Origin of the sequence: Limnohabitans sp. WS1 (assembly GCF_003063265.1) — a bacterium.
Taxonomy (GTDB): domain Bacteria; phylum Pseudomonadota; class Gammaproteobacteria; order Burkholderiales; family Burkholderiaceae_C; genus Limnohabitans_A.
Genome location: NZ_NERU01000007.1, coordinates 1 through 20297 on the forward strand (window position 1 = coordinate 1; position 20297 = coordinate 20297).

19 protein-coding genes are annotated in these 20297 nt (G+C 58.2%); 1 reads left to right on the top strand and 18 read right to left on the bottom strand.

All coding sequences use genetic code 11. The features are described 5' to 3' along the window. Nucleotides 1-328: 328 nt before the first annotated feature. From paaK to B9Z48_RS10370, 3 genes are read right to left on the bottom strand one after another with little or no spacing between them, the layout of a single operon-like run. The gene (gene paaK, locus B9Z48_RS10360) at nucleotides 329-1630 is read right to left on the bottom strand and encodes a phenylacetate--CoA ligase PaaK (RefSeq protein WP_108378229.1); all 1302 of its coding nucleotides are present in this window, start codon (nucleotides 1628-1630) and stop codon (nucleotides 329-331) included. 33 nt (nucleotides 1631-1663) lie between these two features. Further along, a complete protein-coding gene (paaI, locus tag B9Z48_RS10365) occupies nucleotides 1664-2101 on the bottom strand; it encodes a hydroxyphenylacetyl-CoA thioesterase PaaI (protein WP_089959021.1) in 438 nt (145 codons plus the stop codon). A gap of 13 nt (nucleotides 2102-2114) precedes the next feature. Continuing rightward, nucleotides 2115-2915, bottom strand: coding sequence for an enoyl-CoA hydratase-related protein (locus B9Z48_RS10370; RefSeq protein ID WP_108378231.1), 801 nt, complete (start codon nucleotides 2913-2915; stop codon nucleotides 2115-2117). Between the two features lie 148 nt (nucleotides 2916-3063). On the opposite strand from B9Z48_RS10370, the gene B9Z48_RS10375 reads away from it, so the two are divergent. After that, nucleotides 3064-3843 (top strand): enoyl-CoA hydratase, encoded by a 780-nt coding sequence (locus B9Z48_RS10375; protein WP_108378233.1) that lies wholly within the window; start codon nucleotides 3064-3066, stop codon nucleotides 3841-3843. 175 nt (nucleotides 3844-4018) lie between these two features. Here the strand turns inward: B9Z48_RS10375 and B9Z48_RS10380 are convergent, their stop codons facing one another. From B9Z48_RS10380 to B9Z48_RS10450, 15 genes are all read right to left on the bottom strand, one after another. Next, a complete protein-coding gene (locus B9Z48_RS10380) occupies nucleotides 4019-4897 on the bottom strand; it encodes a formate dehydrogenase accessory sulfurtransferase FdhD (protein ID WP_108378235.1) in 879 nt (292 codons plus the stop codon). 70 nt (nucleotides 4898-4967) lie between these two features. Further along, nucleotides 4968-5300, bottom strand: coding sequence for a hypothetical protein (locus B9Z48_RS10385; RefSeq protein WP_108378237.1), 333 nt, complete (start codon nucleotides 5298-5300; stop codon nucleotides 4968-4970). Between the two features lie 14 nt (nucleotides 5301-5314). After that, nucleotides 5315-6502, bottom strand: coding sequence for a formate dehydrogenase subunit gamma (locus B9Z48_RS10390; protein WP_089959166.1), 1188 nt, complete (start codon nucleotides 6500-6502; stop codon nucleotides 5315-5317). Nucleotides 6503-6519: 17 nt separating this feature from the next. Next, nucleotides 6520-6744, bottom strand: a complete 225-nt coding sequence (locus tag B9Z48_RS10395; RefSeq protein WP_089959042.1) for a hypothetical protein — start codon at nucleotides 6742-6744, stop codon at nucleotides 6520-6522. Nucleotides 6745-6746: 2 nt separating this feature from the next. After that, entirely contained in the window at nucleotides 6747-7358 is a 612-nt protein-coding gene (gene fdh3B / locus B9Z48_RS10400; RefSeq protein WP_089959046.1) for a formate dehydrogenase FDH3 subunit beta, read from the bottom strand. An 18-nt stretch (nucleotides 7359-7376) separates the two neighbouring features. Further along, nucleotides 7377-10337 carry a formate dehydrogenase subunit alpha gene (locus B9Z48_RS10405; protein ID WP_108378239.1) on the bottom strand — a complete coding sequence of 987 codons (2961 nt, stop codon included), beginning with the start codon at nucleotides 10335-10337 and terminating at the stop codon, nucleotides 7377-7379. A gap of 45 nt (nucleotides 10338-10382) precedes the next feature. Beyond that, nucleotides 10383-10589, bottom strand: a complete 207-nt coding sequence (locus B9Z48_RS10410; RefSeq protein ID WP_089959053.1) for a formate dehydrogenase — start codon at nucleotides 10587-10589, stop codon at nucleotides 10383-10385. A gap of 205 nt (nucleotides 10590-10794) precedes the next feature. Further along, complete coding sequence (locus B9Z48_RS10415; protein ID WP_089959057.1) at nucleotides 10795-12750, bottom strand: TRAP transporter large permease subunit; 1956 nt, start codon at nucleotides 12748-12750, stop codon at nucleotides 10795-10797. After that, complete coding sequence (locus B9Z48_RS10420; protein ID WP_089959061.1) at nucleotides 12747-13370, bottom strand: TRAP transporter small permease subunit; 624 nt, start codon at nucleotides 13368-13370, stop codon at nucleotides 12747-12749. Before B9Z48_RS10420 ends, B9Z48_RS10415 begins: the two co-directional genes overlap by 4 nt. A gap of 67 nt (nucleotides 13371-13437) precedes the next feature. After that, nucleotides 13438-14556, bottom strand: a complete 1119-nt coding sequence (locus tag B9Z48_RS10425) for a TRAP transporter substrate-binding protein (RefSeq protein ID WP_199233496.1) — start codon at nucleotides 14554-14556, stop codon at nucleotides 13438-13440. A gap of 144 nt (nucleotides 14557-14700) precedes the next feature. Next, on the bottom strand, nucleotides 14701-15327 hold the full coding sequence (locus B9Z48_RS10430) for a molecular chaperone (protein ID WP_108378241.1): 627 nt from the start codon (nucleotides 15325-15327) through the stop codon (nucleotides 14701-14703). A 9-nt stretch (nucleotides 15328-15336) separates the two neighbouring features. Then, nucleotides 15337-17487 carry a 4Fe-4S dicluster domain-containing protein gene (locus B9Z48_RS10435; RefSeq protein WP_233261089.1) on the bottom strand — a complete coding sequence of 717 codons (2151 nt, stop codon included), beginning with the start codon at nucleotides 17485-17487 and terminating at the stop codon, nucleotides 15337-15339. After that, nucleotides 17414-18145: a DUF3306 domain-containing protein gene (locus B9Z48_RS10440; protein ID WP_108378245.1), complete on the bottom strand. Its 732-nt coding sequence runs from the start codon at nucleotides 18143-18145 to the stop codon at nucleotides 17414-17416. The genes B9Z48_RS10435 and B9Z48_RS10440 overlap by 74 nt, the downstream gene beginning before the upstream one ends. Continuing rightward, nucleotides 18142-18726: a DUF3305 domain-containing protein gene (locus B9Z48_RS10445; RefSeq protein WP_108378247.1), complete on the bottom strand. Its 585-nt coding sequence runs from the start codon at nucleotides 18724-18726 to the stop codon at nucleotides 18142-18144. Before B9Z48_RS10445 ends, B9Z48_RS10440 begins: the two co-directional genes overlap by 4 nt. Before the next feature lie 11 nt (nucleotides 18727-18737). After that, nucleotides 18738-20216, bottom strand: coding sequence for a sensor histidine kinase (locus B9Z48_RS10450; RefSeq protein ID WP_108378249.1), 1479 nt, complete (start codon nucleotides 20214-20216; stop codon nucleotides 18738-18740). Nucleotides 20217-20297: the final 81 nt, after the last annotated feature.

Sequence of the window (20297 nt, forward strand, 5' to 3'; positions counted from 1 at the left end):
CATATGGGCCTCAAGAACTCCCAGAAAACAGGCTCAATTGAATATCAATGTGGGAGTTTTGAGAATTGGGAATGACCCTGAAAGCCAGCATTCATGCGGGCTTCAGGGGTTTATCAGGGACGACTAAATAAGTAACCAAGATATTGATCGAACCAACGTTGATATCGAAGCCCATCAAGCTTTTCCAATGGGTGTTCTATCTTGCTACAAATGTCTGGCATAGACATCGCCAAGAACAGCGCCCCATACCAATTTTTTTCGTCAATCGAGTTTTGAAGGGAGTGGATAAGGTGATGCATTGTCAAATTATCCACCCCGGTATTTTTTTCTACTTGCTGCGCAAATCCAACACCCGCTTGGCTTTGCCCTGACTGCGCTCCACGCCGCCTTCGATTTTGAGTTCAATCGCCACGCTGGAGCCGATGAACACTTTGATCTCGTGCTGCAATTGTTTGGCCGCTGCGCGGGCTTCGACGCTCTCGGGGGAGACACCTGGCTTGGTCTCAACCACCACTTTCAGGTCGTCCATCGGGCCTTCGCGGGTCAACACACACTGGTAGTGCGGGGCCAACTCGGCACGCTTCAAAATCAGCTCTTCGATCTGGCTGGGGAACACGTTCACGCCCCGGATGATCATCATGTCGTCGCTGCGGCCGGTGATCTTTTCCATGCGGCGCATGTTGCGTGCGGTACCAGGCAGCAGACGCGTCAGGTCACGGGTGCGGTAGCGGATGATGGGCAGCGCTTCCTTGGTCAGGCTGGTGAAGACCAACTCGCCCATTTCGCCATCGGCCACCGGCTCGCCCGTCTCGGGATTGATGATCTCGGGGTAGAAATGGTCTTCCCAGATGGTCGGGCCGTCTTTGGTCTCAATGCATTCACTGGCCACACCCGGCCCCATCACTTCCGACAGGCCATAGATGTCGACCGCGTCGATGGCCATGCGCTTTTCAATCGCGGCGCGCATGTCGTTGGTCCAGGGCTCAGCGCCAAAGATGCCGATGCGCAGCGAGCTGGTTTGGGGGTCGATGCCTTGCCGCTCGAATTCGTCGGCAATCGCCAGCATGTAGCTGGGCGTGACCATGATGATGTTGGACTTGAAGTCCTGAATCAGCTGTACCTGGCGCTCGGTCTGACCGCCACCAAAAGGCACGACCGTGAGGCCGAGTTTTTCGGCACCGTAATGTGCGCCCATGCCGCCGGTGAACAGGCCATAGCCGTAGCTGATGTGCACCATGTCACCGGGCTTGGCGCCCCCCGCGCGGATGCTGCGGGCCACCACGGTGGACCAGGTGTCGATGTCTTTGAGGGTGTAACCCACCACCGTGGGTTTGCCGGTGGTGCCGCTGGACGCATGGATGCGAGCACAGTTTTCACGCGGTACGGCAAACATGCCAAAGGGGTAGCTGTCGCGCAGGTCGGCTTTGGTGGTGAACGGGAACTTGGCAATGTCGGCCAAGGTTTTGCAGTCGTCAGGGTGCACGCCTGCGGCATCGAATTTGGCGCGGTACACGGATGAGTTGGCATAGGCGTGTTGCAGCGTTTGCTTCAAGCGCTTGAGCTGCAGGCTACGCAGCTCGTCGATGCTGGCCTTTTCAATCGGCTCCAGGGGGAAGGCTTTTTCAGACATGAGGTTCTCCAGATTCAAAATCAATAAAGGGTTTCACTCGGGCACAACCGTGCCCTGAATTTGAGCGCTCTTGCCGCGGAACATGGCAATCACTTCACCGTTTTGGTTGCTGACTTTCATGTCGTAAATGCCATGGCGTCCGCTGAGTGTTTGTTCAAGGCCTTCGCAGGTCAGCACATCGCCCAGCTTGCCGGGCTTCAAAAATTCGATGCTGCAACCCGCCGCCACCGCGTTCTTGTTGTAACTGTTGCAGGCAAAGGCAAACGTGGAATCGGCCAGCGTGAAGATGAAGCCGCCATGGCAGATCTTGTGACCATTCAGGTGCAGCTCTTTGACCACCATGCGCATCAGGGCACGGCCGGGCTCGCAGGCCAGCAGCTCCATGCCCATGGTGTCTTTGGAGGCCACATCGACTGCGAACATCGTGTCGCCCACCAAACGGGCGAGGGCTTTGGGGTCTGGGGTACTCATCGTTTGCCTTGGATCATTGGCCCGTGAATTTCGGGGCGCGTTTTTGCAAAAAGGCGTTCACGCCTTCCATGTAGTCGTGTGTTTTGCCCAGCGCCGATTGCGTGTCACGCTCGACGTTCAGGTGCGCGTCCAGCGAACGGGTGCCCGCATCGCGCAGCAAGTGGCGTGTGGCCACCAGGGCCTGGGTCGGCATCACCGCCAGCTTCTCGGCCATCGCCAGGGCGGCGGCCACGCAGTCCTCGGCCACCTCCCAAATCAAGCCCCACTCTTTGGCTTTGTCGGCGCTCAACTTGTCACCTGTCATGGCCAAGGCCATGGCGCGGGGCAGGCCCAGGCGCTCGACCAGCAACCAGCTGCCCCCAGCGTCGGGAATCAGGCCAATCTTGCTGAAGGCCTGCACAAAACTGGCGGTGGGTGCGGCAATGGCGATGTCGCAGGCCATGGCCACCGATGCGCCGGCTCCTGCGGCAACACCGTTGACGGCGCAAATGACCGGCATGCGCAGCGACTGCAGACGGCGCGTGGTGGGGTTGAAGGTGTCGTTGATCACCGGCCCGGGGTCGGCACGTTCGAGCAAGCCAGGGCCGGGGGTGAAATCGAGTTCGGACAAATCAAGTCCGGCGCAAAAGCCACGACCTGCACCCGTCAAAACCAAGGCACGCACGGCAGGGTTGGCCTCGGCCTGGTCAAAGGCTGCCCACAAAGCGTGGTGCATTTCGCGTGTGAAACTGTTGAGGGCCTGTGGGCGGTTGAGCGTGACCAGCGCCACAGCGCCTCGCACTTCATACAGCACCGATGCGGTGGATTCGGTCATGTCGTGTCTCCTTAATCTCCGAATGTACCATTAACCGACCGCACGGTTGGTTAATGTTTTCCCTATGCACGCCCCAACGCCAGAGCGACAGGCTTGGTACAGCTGGCGTGGTTATAGTCACCGTTTGACATCACTGCTGGAGAAAACCATGAGCTACGAAAACATTGAAGTCCGCACCGAAGGCGGCCAAGTGGGCATCATCACCCTCAACCGCCCCAAAGCCCTGAATGCGCTCAACGGGGCCTTGATGGACGAGCTGGGCACTGCGCTCAAAGCCTTCGACGCCGACGAAGCCATCGGCTGCATCATCATCACCGGCAGCGAAAAAGCTTTTGCAGCGGGCGCCGACATCGCGGCCATGGCCAAATTCAATTTTCATGAGGTTTATAAAAACGACTTCATCACCCGCAACTGGGAAACCATCCGCAGCATTCGCAAACCGGTGATCGCGGCCGTGAGCGGCTTTGCACTGGGCGGCGGCTGCGAGCTGGCCATGATGTGTGACTTCATCATCGCCGCTGACAACGCCAAGTTTGGTCAGCCCGAAATCAAAATCGGCATCATCCCCGGCGCAGGCGGCACGCAGCGTCTGCCCCGCGCCATGGGCAAGTCCAAGGCCATGGACTTGGTGCTCACCGGGCGCATGATGGATGCCAACGAGGCCGAGCGCGGCGGTTTGGTCAGTCGTGTCGTGCCGCTGGACAAGCTGATGGACGAAGCTCTGGGCGCTGCTTTGATGATTTGTGGCTATGGCCAGTTGTCGGTGATGGCGGCCAAAGAAAGCGTGAACCGCGCCTTTGAGAGCGGCCTGAGCGACGGCGTGATGTTCGAGCGCCGCATGTTCCACGGTCTGTTTGCCACCGCTGACCAAAAAGAAGGCATGGACGCGTTTTTGAACAAGCGTGCGCCGAAGTTCATCCACGGCTGAGACGATGATCCATCTTCAGAATGTCATTTCGCGAAGCGATGACATGACGGACCCTCAAGGATCGACTTGCTAGAGATTTGTAGGTCGGTACCTTCAGGTCCGACACAGCGACAGTGAACGCATGGGCTTTAAAACTGTCGCCGCGTGTAGTTGGACCTGTCAGACAGTCAGGTTGTCAAGGTGTCAGCAGCTCAGGCTGCCAAACCAGACGCTCTGGCGCGCTGAAGCACAGGAAGCGCTTGTTGGTGGCGCGGCCGATGGCGCACAGACCGAGGCGCTTGGAGACATCGAGGCCCATTTGGGTGATGCCGCTGCGTGACACAACCACGGGCACGCCCATCTGGGCAGATTTGATCACCATCTCGCTGGTCAAACGGCCCGTGGTGTAGAACACCTTGTCTTGGCCGCTCACATCGTTCATCCACATCCACCCGGCAATGGTGTCCACTGCGTTGTGACGCCCCACGTCTTCCACAAACATGAGCATCTCGTCGCCCTGAAACAAGGCGCAGCCGTGCACCGAGCCGGACGATTTGTAGGTGGTTTCTTGCAGGCGGATGGCGTTGACCAAGCCATAGAGCTGGCCTTGCGTGATCTGGGCGGACGGCAATTGAATCTCGTCAATGTGGGCCATCAAGTCGCCAAACACGCTGCCCTGACCGCAACCGGTGGTCACGACGCGGTCAGCACTGCGCTCAACCACCACTTGAGCCCCCGCACGGGTTTTGACTGCCGCCACGCCAGGCTCACCGATTTCGCCTTCTCCAATCGTCCAGTCCACCGTGATCGATTCAATTTGGTCCACCGAATCCACCAAACGTTGGTTGCGCAAAAAGCCCAAGACCAACCATTCGGGCTCAGCACCCAAGGTCATCAGCGTCACCAGTTCTTTTTTGTCCAAATAAACGGTCAGTGCCCTCTCGGCGGGGATTTGTGTTTCGGAGTGTTCACCCCATTCATTGCACACCTTCACGTTGCGGGTCAGGGGTGCACGCGCTTGCGTGATGTGGGGCTTGGCCAATGTGGGCACAGGGGTATTCATAACAGCAGACATGGCAAGAGCCTAACGTAAAAATCCCCCGACGTTGCCGACGGGGGATTTGGCAGTGAAGCAGAAAAAAGGATCAGCCTTTTTTGGCAGGTGCTGCCGCTGGCTTGGCCCCAGCAGCTGCGGCAGGTGCCGCCGCCGTGGTTTCAGCAGGCTTGTAAGCACCCGGGTCCACACAAGCGGGTGTGGCCGTGGGTGCAGCTTTGCCCTTGCCATTGGTTTTGTAATAGTGCGCTGCCACTTTTTCGCGTGACTTGCACAGCTGGAAGTCGGCCACTTTGTTGCCGTGTGCGGTTTTGGCAGCGGCTTCTACGGCCTTGGCTTTGGCCTCGTCGCTCAAGGCGGGCAATTTGGCCATGGCGCCAAAGCTGATGGCCAGTGCCGACATGACAAGCAGGTATTTTTTCATGGTGTTCTCCTGGCTCAAACAGAAGCCGTTTTAGCGGGTGTCACAGCTGCGTCCGATGCAGGCACAGAGCGTTGCGCCGGAATCTTGCCGGACTTGATGTCCTTGTACCAAAGTTCATGGTGTTCTTTGGCCCAAGTTTCGTCCACATAGCCTTCGCGCATGGCTTTGTAAGCACCGCGCATGCCGATCGTGCCCATGTAAATGTGACCAATGAACATGGCCATCATGAACAAGGCGGCCACGCCGTGGATCATGGCTGCGATCTGCATGGTGCCGCGCTCGTAGATCAGACCGGGGATGAGCATGTCCAGCACCAAGCCAGAACCCACCACGATCAAACCGAGGAACAACACACCGCCCCAGAACACCACCTTTTCACCGGCATTGAAACGGTGCGAAGGAACCTCGGTGCCTGAGAACAAGCCGCCGCCTTTGGCCAGCCACACCAAGTCTTCTTTGGATGGCAAGTTGTCTTTCAAGAAAGTGACAAACACAATCACCAAAGACACAGCAAACAAAGGTCCTGCGAAGTTGTGGATGTTTTTCAAGGCAAATGACAACCAGCCAAACAAGGTGCCACCCAAGATAGGCAGCAAAAAGAATTTGCCATAAGCCATCACGAGGCCAGAGATGGCGAGTGCGCAAAACGCAATCGCATTGGCCCAGTGGGCCGAGCGCTCAAAGGGCGTGAAACGCTCAATCTTGCGACCTGTTTCCTGGCCATGCAACTCCATCGTGCCTTTGCTGAAGTAAAACAACGCCATCGCACCGACAGCAATGAACAACAAAGCCGCACCGTAAGGAATGATGATGTTGTTGCGCACCTGCCGCCAAGACTCACCGGCCGAAGCCAAACGGGAACCAGGGTACTGCACAAAGGGTTGAATCAAGTTGCCAGCTTCAGGAGCCTGGCTTTTGGGCAAACTCGTGTACCCATTCACGCCTTGGCCCACCGCACGCCACATGGGCGCATTGTTGCCGGGTTGAACTTGTGCACGCTCGGCATTGGTTTGGTCTTTGTATTGGGCATCAGCATCGGCGCTGGGTGCCAATTGAAAGACGTTGGCGCTTTTCACGCCCAAGCTGGTTTCAGCTTGTGCAGTGGGCGCTGACGCAGAGGCGGGCGCAGCCGGAGCTGGCGTTTGGGCGGACACGCCCATCGCCGCCAAGGCCAGCCCGAAAGTCAATAACATGCGGCGCATGAACTTCTCCTTGGCGCTCACTTGGGTGCGCGGACGTGGTCGTTTTGGCCGTAAGTGGCACGGGCCTTGAGGTGGTTGGCCCAGCCGTCTTTGTCACCGGCTTTCCAACCGGCTTCGGTGAAAGAGGCCACGCCCGTGCCGCTGTAGGCCGGTTTGTCGGTCCGCACGCCTTTGACGTCTTGCGGTTTTTCGCCGCAAGCCACCAACATGGCAGCGCTGCAAATGATGAAAGCTGCTTTCATGTTCAGGCTCCTTGTTTGGCGGGTTTGGCCTGGTTGCCGTAAGCGGTGCCCCAGCCCCAGACTTCGGCGCCAGCACCACGGCTGATCACTCGGCCACGCAAGATGTCGGTGATGACATCGCCGTCACCGGCGAGCAAGGCCTTGGTCGAGCACATCTCTGCGCAAGCGGGCAATTTGCCCTCGGCCAAACGGTTGCGACCGTATTTTTCGAATTCGGACTGGCTGCCGTGCTCTTCGGGGCCACCGGCACAGAAGGTGCACTTGTCCATCTTGCCGCGCAAGCCGAACGTGCCGTTGGACGGGAATTGGGGTGCACCAAACGGGCAGGCATAAGAGCAGTAGCCGCAGCCAATGCAAATGTCCTTGTCGTGCAGCACCACGCCTTCTTCGGTTTTGTAGAAGCAGTTGACCGGGCAAACGGCCATGCAAGGCGCGTCAGAGCAGTGCATGCAAGCCACCGAAATCGACTTCTCACCCGGAACGCCGTCGTTCAAGGTGACCACACGGCGGCGGTTCACGCCCCATGGAACTTCGTGCTCGTTTTTGCAAGCGGTCACGCAGCCGTTGCATTCGATGCAGCGCTCTGCATCGCAGATAAATTTCATTCGTGCCATCGTGTTCTCCTGATGCGCTTAGGCTTTTTCGATGTTGCAGATGGTGGTCTTTGACTCTTGCATCATGGTGACGCTGTCATAACCGTAGGTGGTGGCGGTGTTGACCGCCTCGCCGCGCACGATGGGCGCCGCACCCTTGGGGTAATGCGCCAGCATGTCGGCACCTTGCCAACGACCCGAGAAGTGGAAAGGCATCCAGACGGTGCCGGTGTCCACGCGCTCGGTGACCAAGGCCTGCACATTCAGGCGGGCACCGGTGGCACCCAACAACCAAACACGTTCGCCGTTGCGGATGCCGCGATCTGCCGCCGTCTTGGGGTTGATCTCGACATAGGCTTCTTGCTGCAACTCGGCCAACCAAGGGTTGGAACGGGTTTCTTCGCCGCCGCCTTCGTATTCGACCAAACGGCCAGAGGTCAAGATGAGCGGGTACTTCTCGTGCGCTTTGTCGGCGATGTTCTTGTCCTGCACGGTTTTGTACAGGGTGGGCAGACGCCAGAAGGCTTTTTTGTCGTCGTGCGTGGGGTACTTGGCCATCATGTCCGGACGTGTGCCGTACAGCGGCTCGCGGTGCTGCGGGATTGGATCGGGGAAGTTCCAGACCACGGCACGCGCCTTGGCGTTGCCAAAGGGGTGGCAGCCGTGGTTCTTCATGAACACGCGCATCATGCCGCCCGACGAATCGGTCTTCCAGTTTTTGCCTTCGGCCTTGGCTTTTTCAGCCTCGGTCAATTCGTCCCACCAGCCCAATTTCTTGAGCAAGATGTGGTCGAGTTCTGGATAGCCGGTGGTGATGTCTGCACCCATGGAATGCGAGCCGTCTTCGGCCAACAGGCTCTTGCCTTCACGCTCCACACCAAAGTTGGCGCGGAAGTTACCGCCGCCGTCCATGACGTGCTTGGAGGTGTCGTACAGGTTGGGCGAACCGGGGTGCTTGAGTTCGGGCGTGCCGTAGCAAGGCCATGGCAGACCGAAGTAGTCGCCGGTGAAGTCGTAACCGGTTTCTTTGTCTTTGCCGCCTTTGGCCTTGAGGGTCTTCACGTCGAACACATTCATGTTCTTCATGTGGGCCTTCAGGCGCTCTGGGCTTTGACCGGTGTAACCAATGGTCCAGACGCACTTGTTGATTTCGCGCAGGATGTCTTCGGGCACTGGCTCGTCCATGCCGCCGACTTTTTGCATTTTGTAGTTCTTGGACAGCTCTTTGGCAAAGCCCAGCTTTTCAGCCAGCTGGTGCATGATCATGTGATCGGAACGGCTTTCCCACAAAGGCTCGATGACCTTCTCGCGCCACTGCAAAGAGCGGTTGGACGCGGTGCATGAACCGCTGGTTTCGAACTGGGTCGCAGCGGGCAACAGGTACACCGCGCGGTTGGGGTTCAGGTCTTCGGCTTTGCCGGGCATCGCGGCCATGGCGGCTGTGGCCGATGGGTAGGGGTCCACCACCACCAACAAGTCCAGCTTGTCCATCGCACGCTTCATGTCCAGACCACGGGTCTGAGAGTTGGGGGCATGGCCCCAATAGAACACGCCGCGCAGGTTGCTGTCTTGGTCGATCAGCTCGTTGTTTTCGAGGACACCGTCAATCCAGCGGGAAACGGTGATGCCGTTCTTGCCCATCATGGCAGGGCTGGCGAACTGCTTTTTGATCCACTCGAAATCCACACCCCAGGTGTTGGCAAAGTGCTTCCAGGAGCCTTCGGCCAAGCCGTAGTAACCGGGCAAAGAATCGGGGTTGGGGCCGACGTCGGTCGCGCCTTGCACGTTGTCGTGGCCACGGAAAATGTTGGTGCCGCCGCCGGTTTTGCCCACGTTGCCCAATGCCAATTGCAAGATGCAAGAGGCACGCACGATGGCGTTGCCGATGGTGTGCTGGGTCTGGCCCATGCACCAGACGATGGTGCCGGGGTTGTTCTCGTGCAGCATCTTGGCGATCTTGAAGACTTGGTCTTCTTTGACGCCGCAGGCCTCTTCCACCTTGTCGGGTGTCCACTTGGCCAGCACTTCGGTCTTGATGGCGTCCATGCCGTAGACACGGTCGTTGATGTATTTTTTGTCTTCCCAACCGTTCTTGAAGATGTGATACAGCACACCAAACAGGAAAGGAATGTCAGTGCCGGAGCGGATGCGCACGTACTCGTCGGCTTTGGCGGCGGTGCGGGTGAAGCGTGGGTCGACCACGATCATCTTGCAGCCGTTTTCCTTGGCGTGCAGCATGTGCAGCATCGACACAGGGTGAGCCTCTGCGGCGTTGGAGCCGATGTACAAAGCGACCTTGCTGTTTTGCATGTCGTTGTACGAGTTGGTCATCGCGCCATAACCCCAGGTGTTGGCCACACCGGCCACGGTGGTGGAGTGGCAAATACGGGCTTGGTGGTCGCAGTTGTTGGTGCCCCAGAAGCTCACGAACTTGCGCAGCAAATAGGCTTGTTCGTTGTTGTGCTTGGAAGAACCGATGAAGTAAACGCTGTCAGGGCCGCTGGCTTTTTTCAGCTCCAGCATCTTGGCGCTGATCTCAGTGAGTGCCGTGTCCCAGCTGATGCGCTCGTACTTGCCGTTGACCAGCTTCATGGGGTAGCGCAGGCGGTACTCGCCGTGACCGTGTTCACGCAGCGCGGCACCTTTGGCGCAGTGCGCACCCAGGTTGATGGGCGAATCAAACACAGCTTCTTGGCGCACCCAGACGCCGTTTTCGACCACGGCATCGACCGCACAACCCACTGAGCAATGGGTGCAAATGGTGCGCTTGACTTCGACTTTGCCAGCGCCCACGATCGATGCGCCGGTGGCAGCCTGGGCTTTTTGCACCAAGCTCAGTTGTGATGCGGCCAAGCCCACACCCACGCCGAGGCCCGAACGACGCAAAAAGCTGCGGCGGTCAAGGGTGGGCAAGGCCTGCGACAAACCACGGCGCAAGCTGTGGATGAAGGGCGAGGAGGTGGCACCGGTGGTGCCAGATTGTTTTTTAGTCAGCAACATGGAGGGCTCCAGTTGGGGATGAACAGGAAGGACAGAAAAAGTGAATCAGACGCGGGTGGTCTTGTAGTACTGCTGAACGTGCTCGCTCAGGGTGTAACCACCGCCGCGCGTGGGTTTTGGCAATGCGGCTGCCACGGGTGCAGTGGGCTTGACGACAGCAGGCAACACAGCCGTGACTGCGGCCACAGCGCCCACGGTTGCAGCCCCCGAAAACAAACTACGACGCGACACAGAAGAAGTTTTGGAAGACATCTGAGACTCCTGATGATTTCAAAAGCACATGGCCAAGATAGGCAATTTTTTGCATACGTGATCTTAACGACAAGCCCACGCATTCACACTGTAAAAACCCTTACATGAAGCCTTTTGTTGATCTGCGGAAATGATCTTCAAATTGCTTATGAAAAAAGCCAACACAAACCAAGTAGGCACTTGGTATGGGTTGGCTTAGCAGGGTTTACTTGTAAAGAACTTCAGGCAACCACATGCCAATGGCCGGGAACATGTAGAGCAGCACGATCGCAAACACCTGGATGGCCATGAAGGGCAGCATGCCTGCAAAAATCTGGTTCAAGGTGACGTGCGGTGGGCTCACGCCCTTCAGGTAGAACGCCGCCATGGCCACGGGGGGGCTCAGGAAAGCGGTCTGCAGGTTCAAGGCCACCAACAAGCCGAAGAACAGCGGATCGATGCCGAAGTGGGGCAACAAGGGGATGAAGATCGGCATGAAAATCACGATGATCTCGGTCCACTCCAGGGGCCAGCCCAGCAAGAAGATGACCACTTGCGCCAGGATCATGAACTGCACAGGTGTCAGGTCCATGCCCAAGACCCAAGTGTTGATGATCTCTTGCCCACCCAGCAGCGCAAACGCTGCCGAGAAGATGCTCGAGCCCACAAACAACCAGCACACCATGGCACTGGTTTTGGCCGTGAGGTAAACCGACTCACGCAGCACCACATAGTTGAGCCTGCGGTAAGCGGCCGCCAGCAGCAAGCCGCCCAAAGAGCCCATGGCTGCGGCCTCTGTTGGCGTGGCCAAACCAAACACAATGGTGCCCAGCACGGCCAAGATCATGAGCGCGAGCGGGAAGAACGAACCCAGCAGCATCTTGAAGATTTCAAGGCGCACAAAGCTGAAGTAGGCATAGAAGATGGCCAAGGCCACCGCACAACTGGCCAAGCCGATCCAGAATGACAGAGGCGCTGCTTGACGCTCAGCTTCAACAGCTGACTCGGCAGCAGCAGTCACCGCCGCTGCAGTGGGTGCCGGTGCGGTTTCCTTCACGTCTGCCGCAGGGGCAGCTGCCGCTGGCGCAGCTTCGGTTCCGGGAGGCTGCTTCAAGCCATCTTCTTCAGGCTCAGACAAGCCGCTGATGCTTTCGCTTTCTTCGGCACTGTCTGTGGAATCCGACAACTCCCCACCCATGGCCACCACACCGTCGACCGTCTCGACGGGCAATGGTGCAGTGACTTTGAAGTAAATGGTGCCCATGATCGCGGCCACGGCCAAAAGTGGCAGCAAAGCAATCACCAGGTGATTGAGCAGGTCACGCATGGGCACAGCCGCATTGCGTTTGCCTTTGATGGCACCGATCAGGCCAGGCAAGACCGTGCTGCTGATGTCTTTGGACACCACTTGCGCAAAAGCAGGCAAAGGCACGATGCGGTCTTCGGCCGACATGGGCGGTGCCATGTGAGGTTTCCATTTCGCAATGATGACCACGTAAAGCACATACAAAGTGGCCAACATGATGCCTGGGAAAAATGCTCCGGCATACAGCTTGACCACCGACACGCCAGCTGTTGCACCATAAACAATCAACATCACCGAGGGGGGGATCAAAATACCCAAACAACCGCCTGCAGTGATGGCACCCGCCGACAGCTGAACGCTGTAACCCGCCCGCAGCATGGCGGGCAGCGCCAGCAAGCCCATGAGCGTGACCACCGCACCCACGATGCCGGTGGCGGTGGCGAAAATGGCGCAGGTCACGATGGTGGCCACAGCCAATGAGCCGGGCAAACGGGCCATGGCCAAGTGCATGCTCTTGAAGAGCTTTTCGATCAGGTTGGCGCGTTCAATCAGATAACCCATGAACACAAACAAGGGAATCGAGATCAGCACGTCGTTGGACATGACCGAATATGCACGCTGAACCATCAGGTCCAGCGTTTGCTGAACCGCCAAATCGGGGTTTTGGCTTTTGTAGGCGATCCACGCGAAGATCATGCCCATGCCCATCAAGGTGAAAGCGGTTGGGAAACCCAACATGATCGCCACCACCACCAAAGCCAACATCAACAGACCCAGATGACCATTGGTCATCTCAGCGGGTGAAGGCAACAACACAAAGGCCGCCAAGACGACCATGGCCATGATCGTCAGGCCAAACCAGACTTCTTTTTTCATTTTTGAATTCCCTTCGCAGTCGCCAGTTCGCCCAGTTTGGCGATGTCTTCGTCTTTCACGTTGACCATTTCCTTGAGTTTTTCGACGTCAACTTCGTCCACGTCATCGCCACGCTTGGGCCATTCGCCTTGTTTGATGCAGACGATGCAACGCACGATTTCAACCAAGCCCTGAGCCAGCAAGAAAGCGCCGGCCAGAGGCAAGATGGTTTTGAAAGGGTACACAGGCGGACCATCCGCTGTGATGTTGGAGTGTTCGTTGATGGCCCAAGATTCGGCCGCAAAGCCATAGCCCGCATAAGCCAATGCCACCACGCCCGGAATGAAAAACAAAATATAGAGCGCCAAGTCCAACCAAGCTTGCAGGCGTGGCGGGAAAAAACCATACAGCACGTCACCACGCACATGGCCGTTTTTGGACAAGGTGTAAGCACCAGCCATCATGAACAGCGTGCCATACATCATGCTCATCACATCAAAAGCCCATGAGTGGGGGCTGTCCAGCACGTAACGGGAGAAAACTTCCCAAGAAATCATCAAGGTCAACGCCACAATCAGCCAAGAAAAAAACTGGCCAATCCATGTACTGACTTTGTCAATGAAGAGCAGCAGGGCTTGCATAAAGGAACCACACAAATGAATCAGCCATCCGGCAGGCCGGATGGCTGAAATAAATCAAACCAAAGAATTAAGCTTTTTTGGCGCCGAAGAAATGATTCACAGCCATGCGACGGCTGATGTTGGTGTCTTGATCCCACTTCACTGCACGAACAGCGAATGCTTTCTGAGAGGCAACCACTTCTTTGAAGATCGGATTTTCTGCAGATTTCTTCTCCAGAATTTCTGTCCACACCTTCAACTGCTCTTGCAAGATCGCATCAGGCGTCTTGAAGAACTTGACCTTGTCTTTGGTCTGCAGCTCGACGTAATCCTTGGAGTAACGGTCGATGGCTTTCCAAGACATGTCGGCAGATGCCGCTTCAGTGGCGATAGAGATCACGGCCTTCAGCTTGGCTGGCAGCGCGTCGTACTTGGTCTTGTTGAACATGATCTCGAAAGTCTCAGCACTCTGGTGATAGCTTTGCAGCATGCAGACTTTGGAGACGTCCGGGAAGCCCAACAGACGGTCAGACGTGGCGTTGTTGAATTCGGCACCGTCGAGCAGACCGCGATCCATCGCAGGCACGATCTCGCCGCCTGGCAAGGCATTCACAGCTGCGCCCATGGCGGTGAACAAGTCAATCGCCAAACCGTTGGTACGGAACTTCAGGCCTTTCAAATCAGCTGTCTTGGTGATTGGCTTTTTGAACCAACCGAAAGGCTGAGTCGACATGGGACCGTAGAGGAAGGACTGAACGTTGCCGCCAATGGAGGCGTACAACTTGGCCAACAACTCAGCACCACCACCGTACTTGTGCCAAGCCAGGATCATGTTGGCGTCCATGCCGAAGGCTGGGCCGGAGCTCCACAGGGCCAAGGCATTTTGCTTGCCGTAGTGGTAACCCAACACGCCGTGACCGCCGTCCAAAGTGCCTTTGGACACAGCTTCGAGCAAACCGAATGCAGGCACCACAGCGCCAGCGGGCAACACTTCGATCTTCAGATCGCCACCGGTCATGTCGTTGACTTTTTTGGCGTAGTCCAAGGCGTACTCATGGAAGATGTCCTTGGCAGGCCAAGTGCTCTGCCAGCGCATGGAGATCGGGCCTGTTTGGGCCTTGGCGATCATGGGCGCGGAAATGGCACCTGCGGCGACAGCTGCGCCCTTCAGGAGGTTGCGACGACGTGGGGTTTTGGCTTCGGTCAAGGAGGTCTCCAATGGTTGTGAAACTTTTAAGCGTGAAAAGTTACCGCTTAGTCACCATTATCCGAGTTGCCTGCCTGAGACTTCTAAGTAAAAACCCGCAAATGACCCGTCATTTTTTTCACTTCGAACTCTAAAAATTTTCAATCAAACCACCAAATCAAACCCCTGCGACTCCACGCTGATGAAAGCTTCGGTAAAAGCGGCCAAGCGAGCATAAAAAACGGCACGGGGCTGTGACTGCAACACTTGGCACAAGGCGGGCAACCACGATTGCACATGTTGGTTAAAAAACGCCTGCTGACGGGTCAAGTTGGACACCGCCACATCGTCGCCTGCGATCAAAAAACGCATGACCTCGAACACATAAGCCACATGGTCTTCGGTTTCTGACATGCCTTCGCTTCGGCCCAAGCCCAGTTCGGCCAAGTCGTCACGCAGGCGCACCAAGGGCTTTTCGTTCAAAAAACCACTCAGGTAGTGCGAGCCGAACAAATACACCTCGGGCTTGCCCACACCGCCAAACAAGCTGTTGTATTCGGATGCGATCTGCGCTTGGCTCAGGCTGCGCGCGCTGGACACCAGTTCGCGCCAGGGCTCTTCCAAAAAGCCCCCCGCATCGGGCGCTTCGGTCACCGCCACTTGCAGCTGGCCCAGCAGTTCGGCACTGGGCGCGGCGTAATAGAGCTGAGACAACAAGCCGTAAATCTCGGCTCGGGCGGTTTCTTCGTCCAGCGCGTGGCTGCTGGCGGACAGGTTCAGGTCTTGGCTCATGACAACAATTTATCGGGTTTTGGGGGGCAACTGACCATCGGTGATGCGCACCTGCTTCTCGTCGGTGAACATGTCGATGACGCGGCAATCGCCGCACATCTTCAGGCGTTCCAGAGCCGCGCCCTGGAACATGCTGTGCCCGGCCAGACGGCCGAGCATGGCTTCGATGCCTTTGAGCGTGCCAAACGGTTTGCTGCAGCGGATGCAGGCATAGGGCGGGCTGCCGTGCAAAACACGCGTTTGCGTGCGCTCGGGCAGCAGCGACAGGCGCGGCTGCAAGGTGATGGCGTTTTCGGGGCAGGTCTTGGCGCACAGACCGCACTGCACGCAATTTTTCTCGATGAAGCGAATCTCGGGCTGCAACGGGTTGTCTTGCAAGGCCGACGAAGGGCATGCGCCCACGCAGCTGATGCACAGCGTGCACTTGCTGCCATCGACCACGATGGTGCCCAAGGGGGAACCGGCCGCTGGCAAATCGAGCGCCTTGGGGCGGCTGGCCTCGTCCATGGCCATGACGGGTGACTGGGCCATCAGGTGGTCGATGACCAGCTCCAGGTTGCTGCGCTTTTCGGCCTGCACCGCGTGACGGGCGGCGGTGGCCGGGCCAGTGGGCAGGCTGGCGGCCTTGAGGCTGCGGGCGCACAGGCGCTGCAGATCGCCGTCCAAAGCCGTGGCGGTTTTGGCCTCGATCAGCTGGAAATGCACGCCAGAGTAGCCCAGGCCATTGAGCAGGCTTTGGGCCACGGCCATTTGTTCCATGAGCGCGGCGCGGTATTGCGGCGCTTCTTCGGCAGTGAGCAGCACCATGACCTGGCGTGCGCCATAAGCCACGGCCGAGAGCCACAGCTCCATGCCCACACTGGCCGTGTGCCACAGCGCCACAGGCATCACCCGGGCCGGCACGCCTTGCATGACGCCCAGCTGCGCACCCCGGCCCAACTCGTCGATCAGGGCCTGGCCTTTTTCCTGGCTGTGCAGCAGCAGCGCGGCATCGCGCCCGCCAGCGGCTTGGTAGGCCGAAAGCAATGCGCGGATCTTGGCGCCCTGCTCTGCCGGGCGCGGGTAGGCGTAAGTGAGTGCGCCCGTGGGGCAAGCCGTGGTGCACGCGCCGCAGCCCACGCACAGGTTGGGGTTGACCACGATTTGCTGGCGGCTTTTGTCCGAGCGCACGGCTTCGGCCGAGCAGATGTCGATGCAGGCGCTGCAGCCGACTTGTTCGTTGCGGCTGTGGGCGCAGAGCTTTTGTTTGTAGGCAAAAAAGCGGGGCTTTTCAAATTCGCCCACCAATTCGCGCACCTTCAGCAAGGTTGGCAGGTCTTGCCCGTCCCAGCGGAAGTAACCCTGCGGCAAGGCATGCGAGGTGAAGGTGGGCGATGCTTGGTCGCCGCGCAGGTCCAGCACCACATCGAAGCGCTCGGTTTGTGGGCGGGCGTCGCGGCCAAAGTCAATGGCACCCGCAGCTTCGCACACCTTGACGCAGTCGCGGTGCGAGGTGCAGCGTGACAGGTCCACCTGGTAATCGAGGCCAATGGCCTGCTCGGGGCAAGCGGCCACGCAGGCGTTGCAGCGGGTGCACAGATCCAAGTCGATCGGGTTGCTCGCGTCCCACGACACCTCAAACGCCCCCAACCAGCCTTTGAGGCCTTGCAAGCGACCGGCCACGACTGGAAAACGCCGCTCTTGGCCGCCTCCTGCGTTGCCGGGGCCTTGCGCAAAAATCGTCACCTGCATCGCGTCGGCCAAAAAGCTGGCGGCGCGTTCGGCGGCGTCCACAGCGCCGATGATGAGGACGCGGCCTTCACTTTTGTAAGTGACGGTGGGCACCGGCTCGGGCTCGGGCAGGCGGGCGGCGGCCAGCAAGGCGGCCATTTTGGGGGTGGCGTGCGCGGCCTCACGGCCCCAGCCGCCGGTCTCGCGGATGTTGACAAAACGAATCGGGGACATCGCGCCCTCGGTTTGCTCGGCCAACTCACTGAACAAACGCTTTTCTTGGGTGCAGGCCACCACCACGGTCTCGCCGGTTTTCACGGCTTTCTGGAATTGCCCAGCCTCGCGGCGGCACAAGGTGGTGTGCAGCGTCAGGTCTTCACCCAGTGCTTGGCCCAGGGCTTGGGCTTGCAGGGGCATGGTTTGGTTGCAGTTGCAAATCAGGGTGGTCATGTTCTGGGGGTGCGTTGACAAGGGGCTGCAGCATGGGGCTGGCCGGTCCTGCTGAATCGGGCAGGGAAGGCGGCGACTGTGCCACAACTGGCGAGCCTTCCGGCGCAGCGGGACTTTTCTCAGGGTTTTCACCGAGGTCAGCAGCAGGGCTCCTGCCAGGCAACAAGGCATCAACTTTGCCCACTGTGGGCGTGGCCGCTTCATTGGGTTTGTCCAGCAAACCGAGCAGTTGCGCACCCACCATTTTTTGCAACATGCCCGCAGGCATGGGGTCCGGCGTGTTGTAGTCACCGATGTAAATGTCCAGACCGTCCATCACGTTGAAGTGCGGGTCGGTGAAGAGTTTTTTGACCGCTGCGTTGCGCACATCGCTGGCCACACCTTGTTGCATGAAGGGCCGAAAGTCTGACTTGGGCGTCAAGGCCCTTGCATCCTCCAGGCTGGGCAGCTCGGGGATGGCCCCCTGCTCAGTCTCAGGCGCGTGGGCGTCGTTGTGCACGCGATCCGGCTGGCCTTCACGGGCCTTGAGCACAGGGGCGACGGGTGGCTGGACGGGCCTGGCTGGGGTGGGTTTGGATGGCTCGGGTTCTGCCACAGGCAAGCCTTGGGCCAGTGCTTGCTTGCGCTTGGACCAACGGCTGAAAAAAGGCTCGGTCATGCCTTGCCCCCGGCATCCAAGCCTGCACGGCCGCCACCGCCTGGACCTTTGCGCTTGTCTTGGGTACTGACCGACGCGGGCTGCCCAAAACGGTCGGTGAGGCCTTGAAAACTTTGCGGGCGCTGACGCCGCTTGACCTCAGGCACATAAAACGCCTCGGTAAAAGCCTGCAGGCGAGCCACAACTTCGGGCGAAGCGGGCACAGTTTCCACAGTTTCTTGCGCATCGAGCCAACGGCCTGCATCGTGGTAACTCAGGCTCACAGACTGAGGCACAGCACGAGGCTCTTGGTCCTCTGAGGCTTCCAAGCGCCACATCACAAAAAAGCAAGGCGTGGGCGAGCTGTGGTTCAACCAATAGCCTTCTGCATCGTCCGAAAACAACTCCAGCGACCACTGCGGATAGAGCCACAAAGCCTCTTCATCGGTCAGGCGCAGGCAGCGTGGCTCGGTGCCAAAACCGCTTTCTTGCGGCACCACATCGGCCAACACCCAACGGTGAGACTGCCAACGGGCCATGGGCCCTTGGACAGGCTCGCGGCGCATCAAAATGGCGACTTCGGACAGGACATGAACGGACATGAAGGGCTTTTTCAGGAGGCAAGAGGAACAGGGCTGCAGGGTAATCGCATTGTAAAAACCGTGCCCCTGCCAGGCTCGGATTTGAAACTGAGCTGACCACCGTGCGACTCGACAATGGACCGACTGAGCCACAAACCGACCCCCATGCCTTGAGATTTGGAGGTTTTGAACAAGCTGAACACTTCATCTTGCAGCTCCACTGGAATGCCTTTGCCGTTGTCATCGACATGCAGCTCCAAAAAGCCCTTCTGTTCGTACCCCCACACTTTCAGTTGGGGGTAGCGGGGCCGTTTTTCGATCAAGGCATCCATGGCGTTGCTGAGCAAATTCAGCACCACCTGCTGCAGTTGGGTGGCATCGCCATGAAAGCGCAATTCGGATGAGAGGTCTGTGTTCATCAAAATTCCGGACGCTTGCATTTGAGGTTGCAACAAATCAGCCACCTCCCGGACCAACTGGTCCACACGCATGTCGACTTTCTCTCCCTTGCTCAAACGAAACAAATTACGCAATTTACGAATGATGCTGGCTGAGCGCTGCGTGTCGCTGACGATGCAATCGGCCACCGACCTCATCATGGGCAAATCGCTCACAGGCGGCTCATTCGGGACACGGGCCAGTTTGCTTTGCAGCAACTCTGCATGCAGCAAAATGGCCGTCAGTGGCTGATTGAGCTCGTGGGCGAAACTCGCCACCAAGGCCCCCATACCGGCGCTTTTGTTGGACAAGGTGAGCTGGCGGATGATTTCATCGCGTTCAAGCAACAAGACACCCAGGGTCTGCGAATGCTGTTGCGCCATCACCGCGCGTTCTTGCTCACTGGCCAGCTTTTTTTCAACCTCGATTTTGGCGCGGTGGTGTTTCTCGATGTAAATCTGCATGAAACCCACGTTGAGCATGATCAAGGCCACGAACTGGCCAATGAACACAACAAAATTGTCCCAAGTGACTTCATACAAATCGGTCGCACCCCAACCCGTCAGCAGCGCCAAAGTTTTGAGACCCAGCGTCGACACCAGCACCCAACCCGCCCAATAAACCGCATTGGCCCCGATGGCGTCATGGGTCTGCCCCACGCGCCGGCCTGACCAGCAGTAATCGGCACAGTTGACGCTGTAATAAGCATAAAACAGCAACACGATGGTGCTCTCGGGGGCACCCGAGAAATGCAAGCCATAGCTCAGACTCAAATACGCCACGTTGGCAAAACCCGACCACACCATCCAACGCCTTGAAGGCGGCCCGTCCAAGGAACGCAAGGCGATTTGGCGGCCCCAATTGCCTGCAGCCATCAAAAACTGCCCCAGCACCACAATCAAGCTGTAGGAGATCCAGCCTCGGCTGCCCAGCACGCACAAGCCCACGGCACTGGCAATGCCAGAAACACTCCAAAGCACCACCTTGGGGCTGCGATAGCGGGCCAATCCATACCAAATGGCCGCATACAGCATCAGGTACAAAAACGCATCCATCCAGAAGACGGTTTGCATGTTCAGATTCAAAGCGGCCTCCCTGGCCTTGTGAGTGGTACACCCCGACAGCAGGCCCCAAGTCCTTGCCCTGCCGGTTCA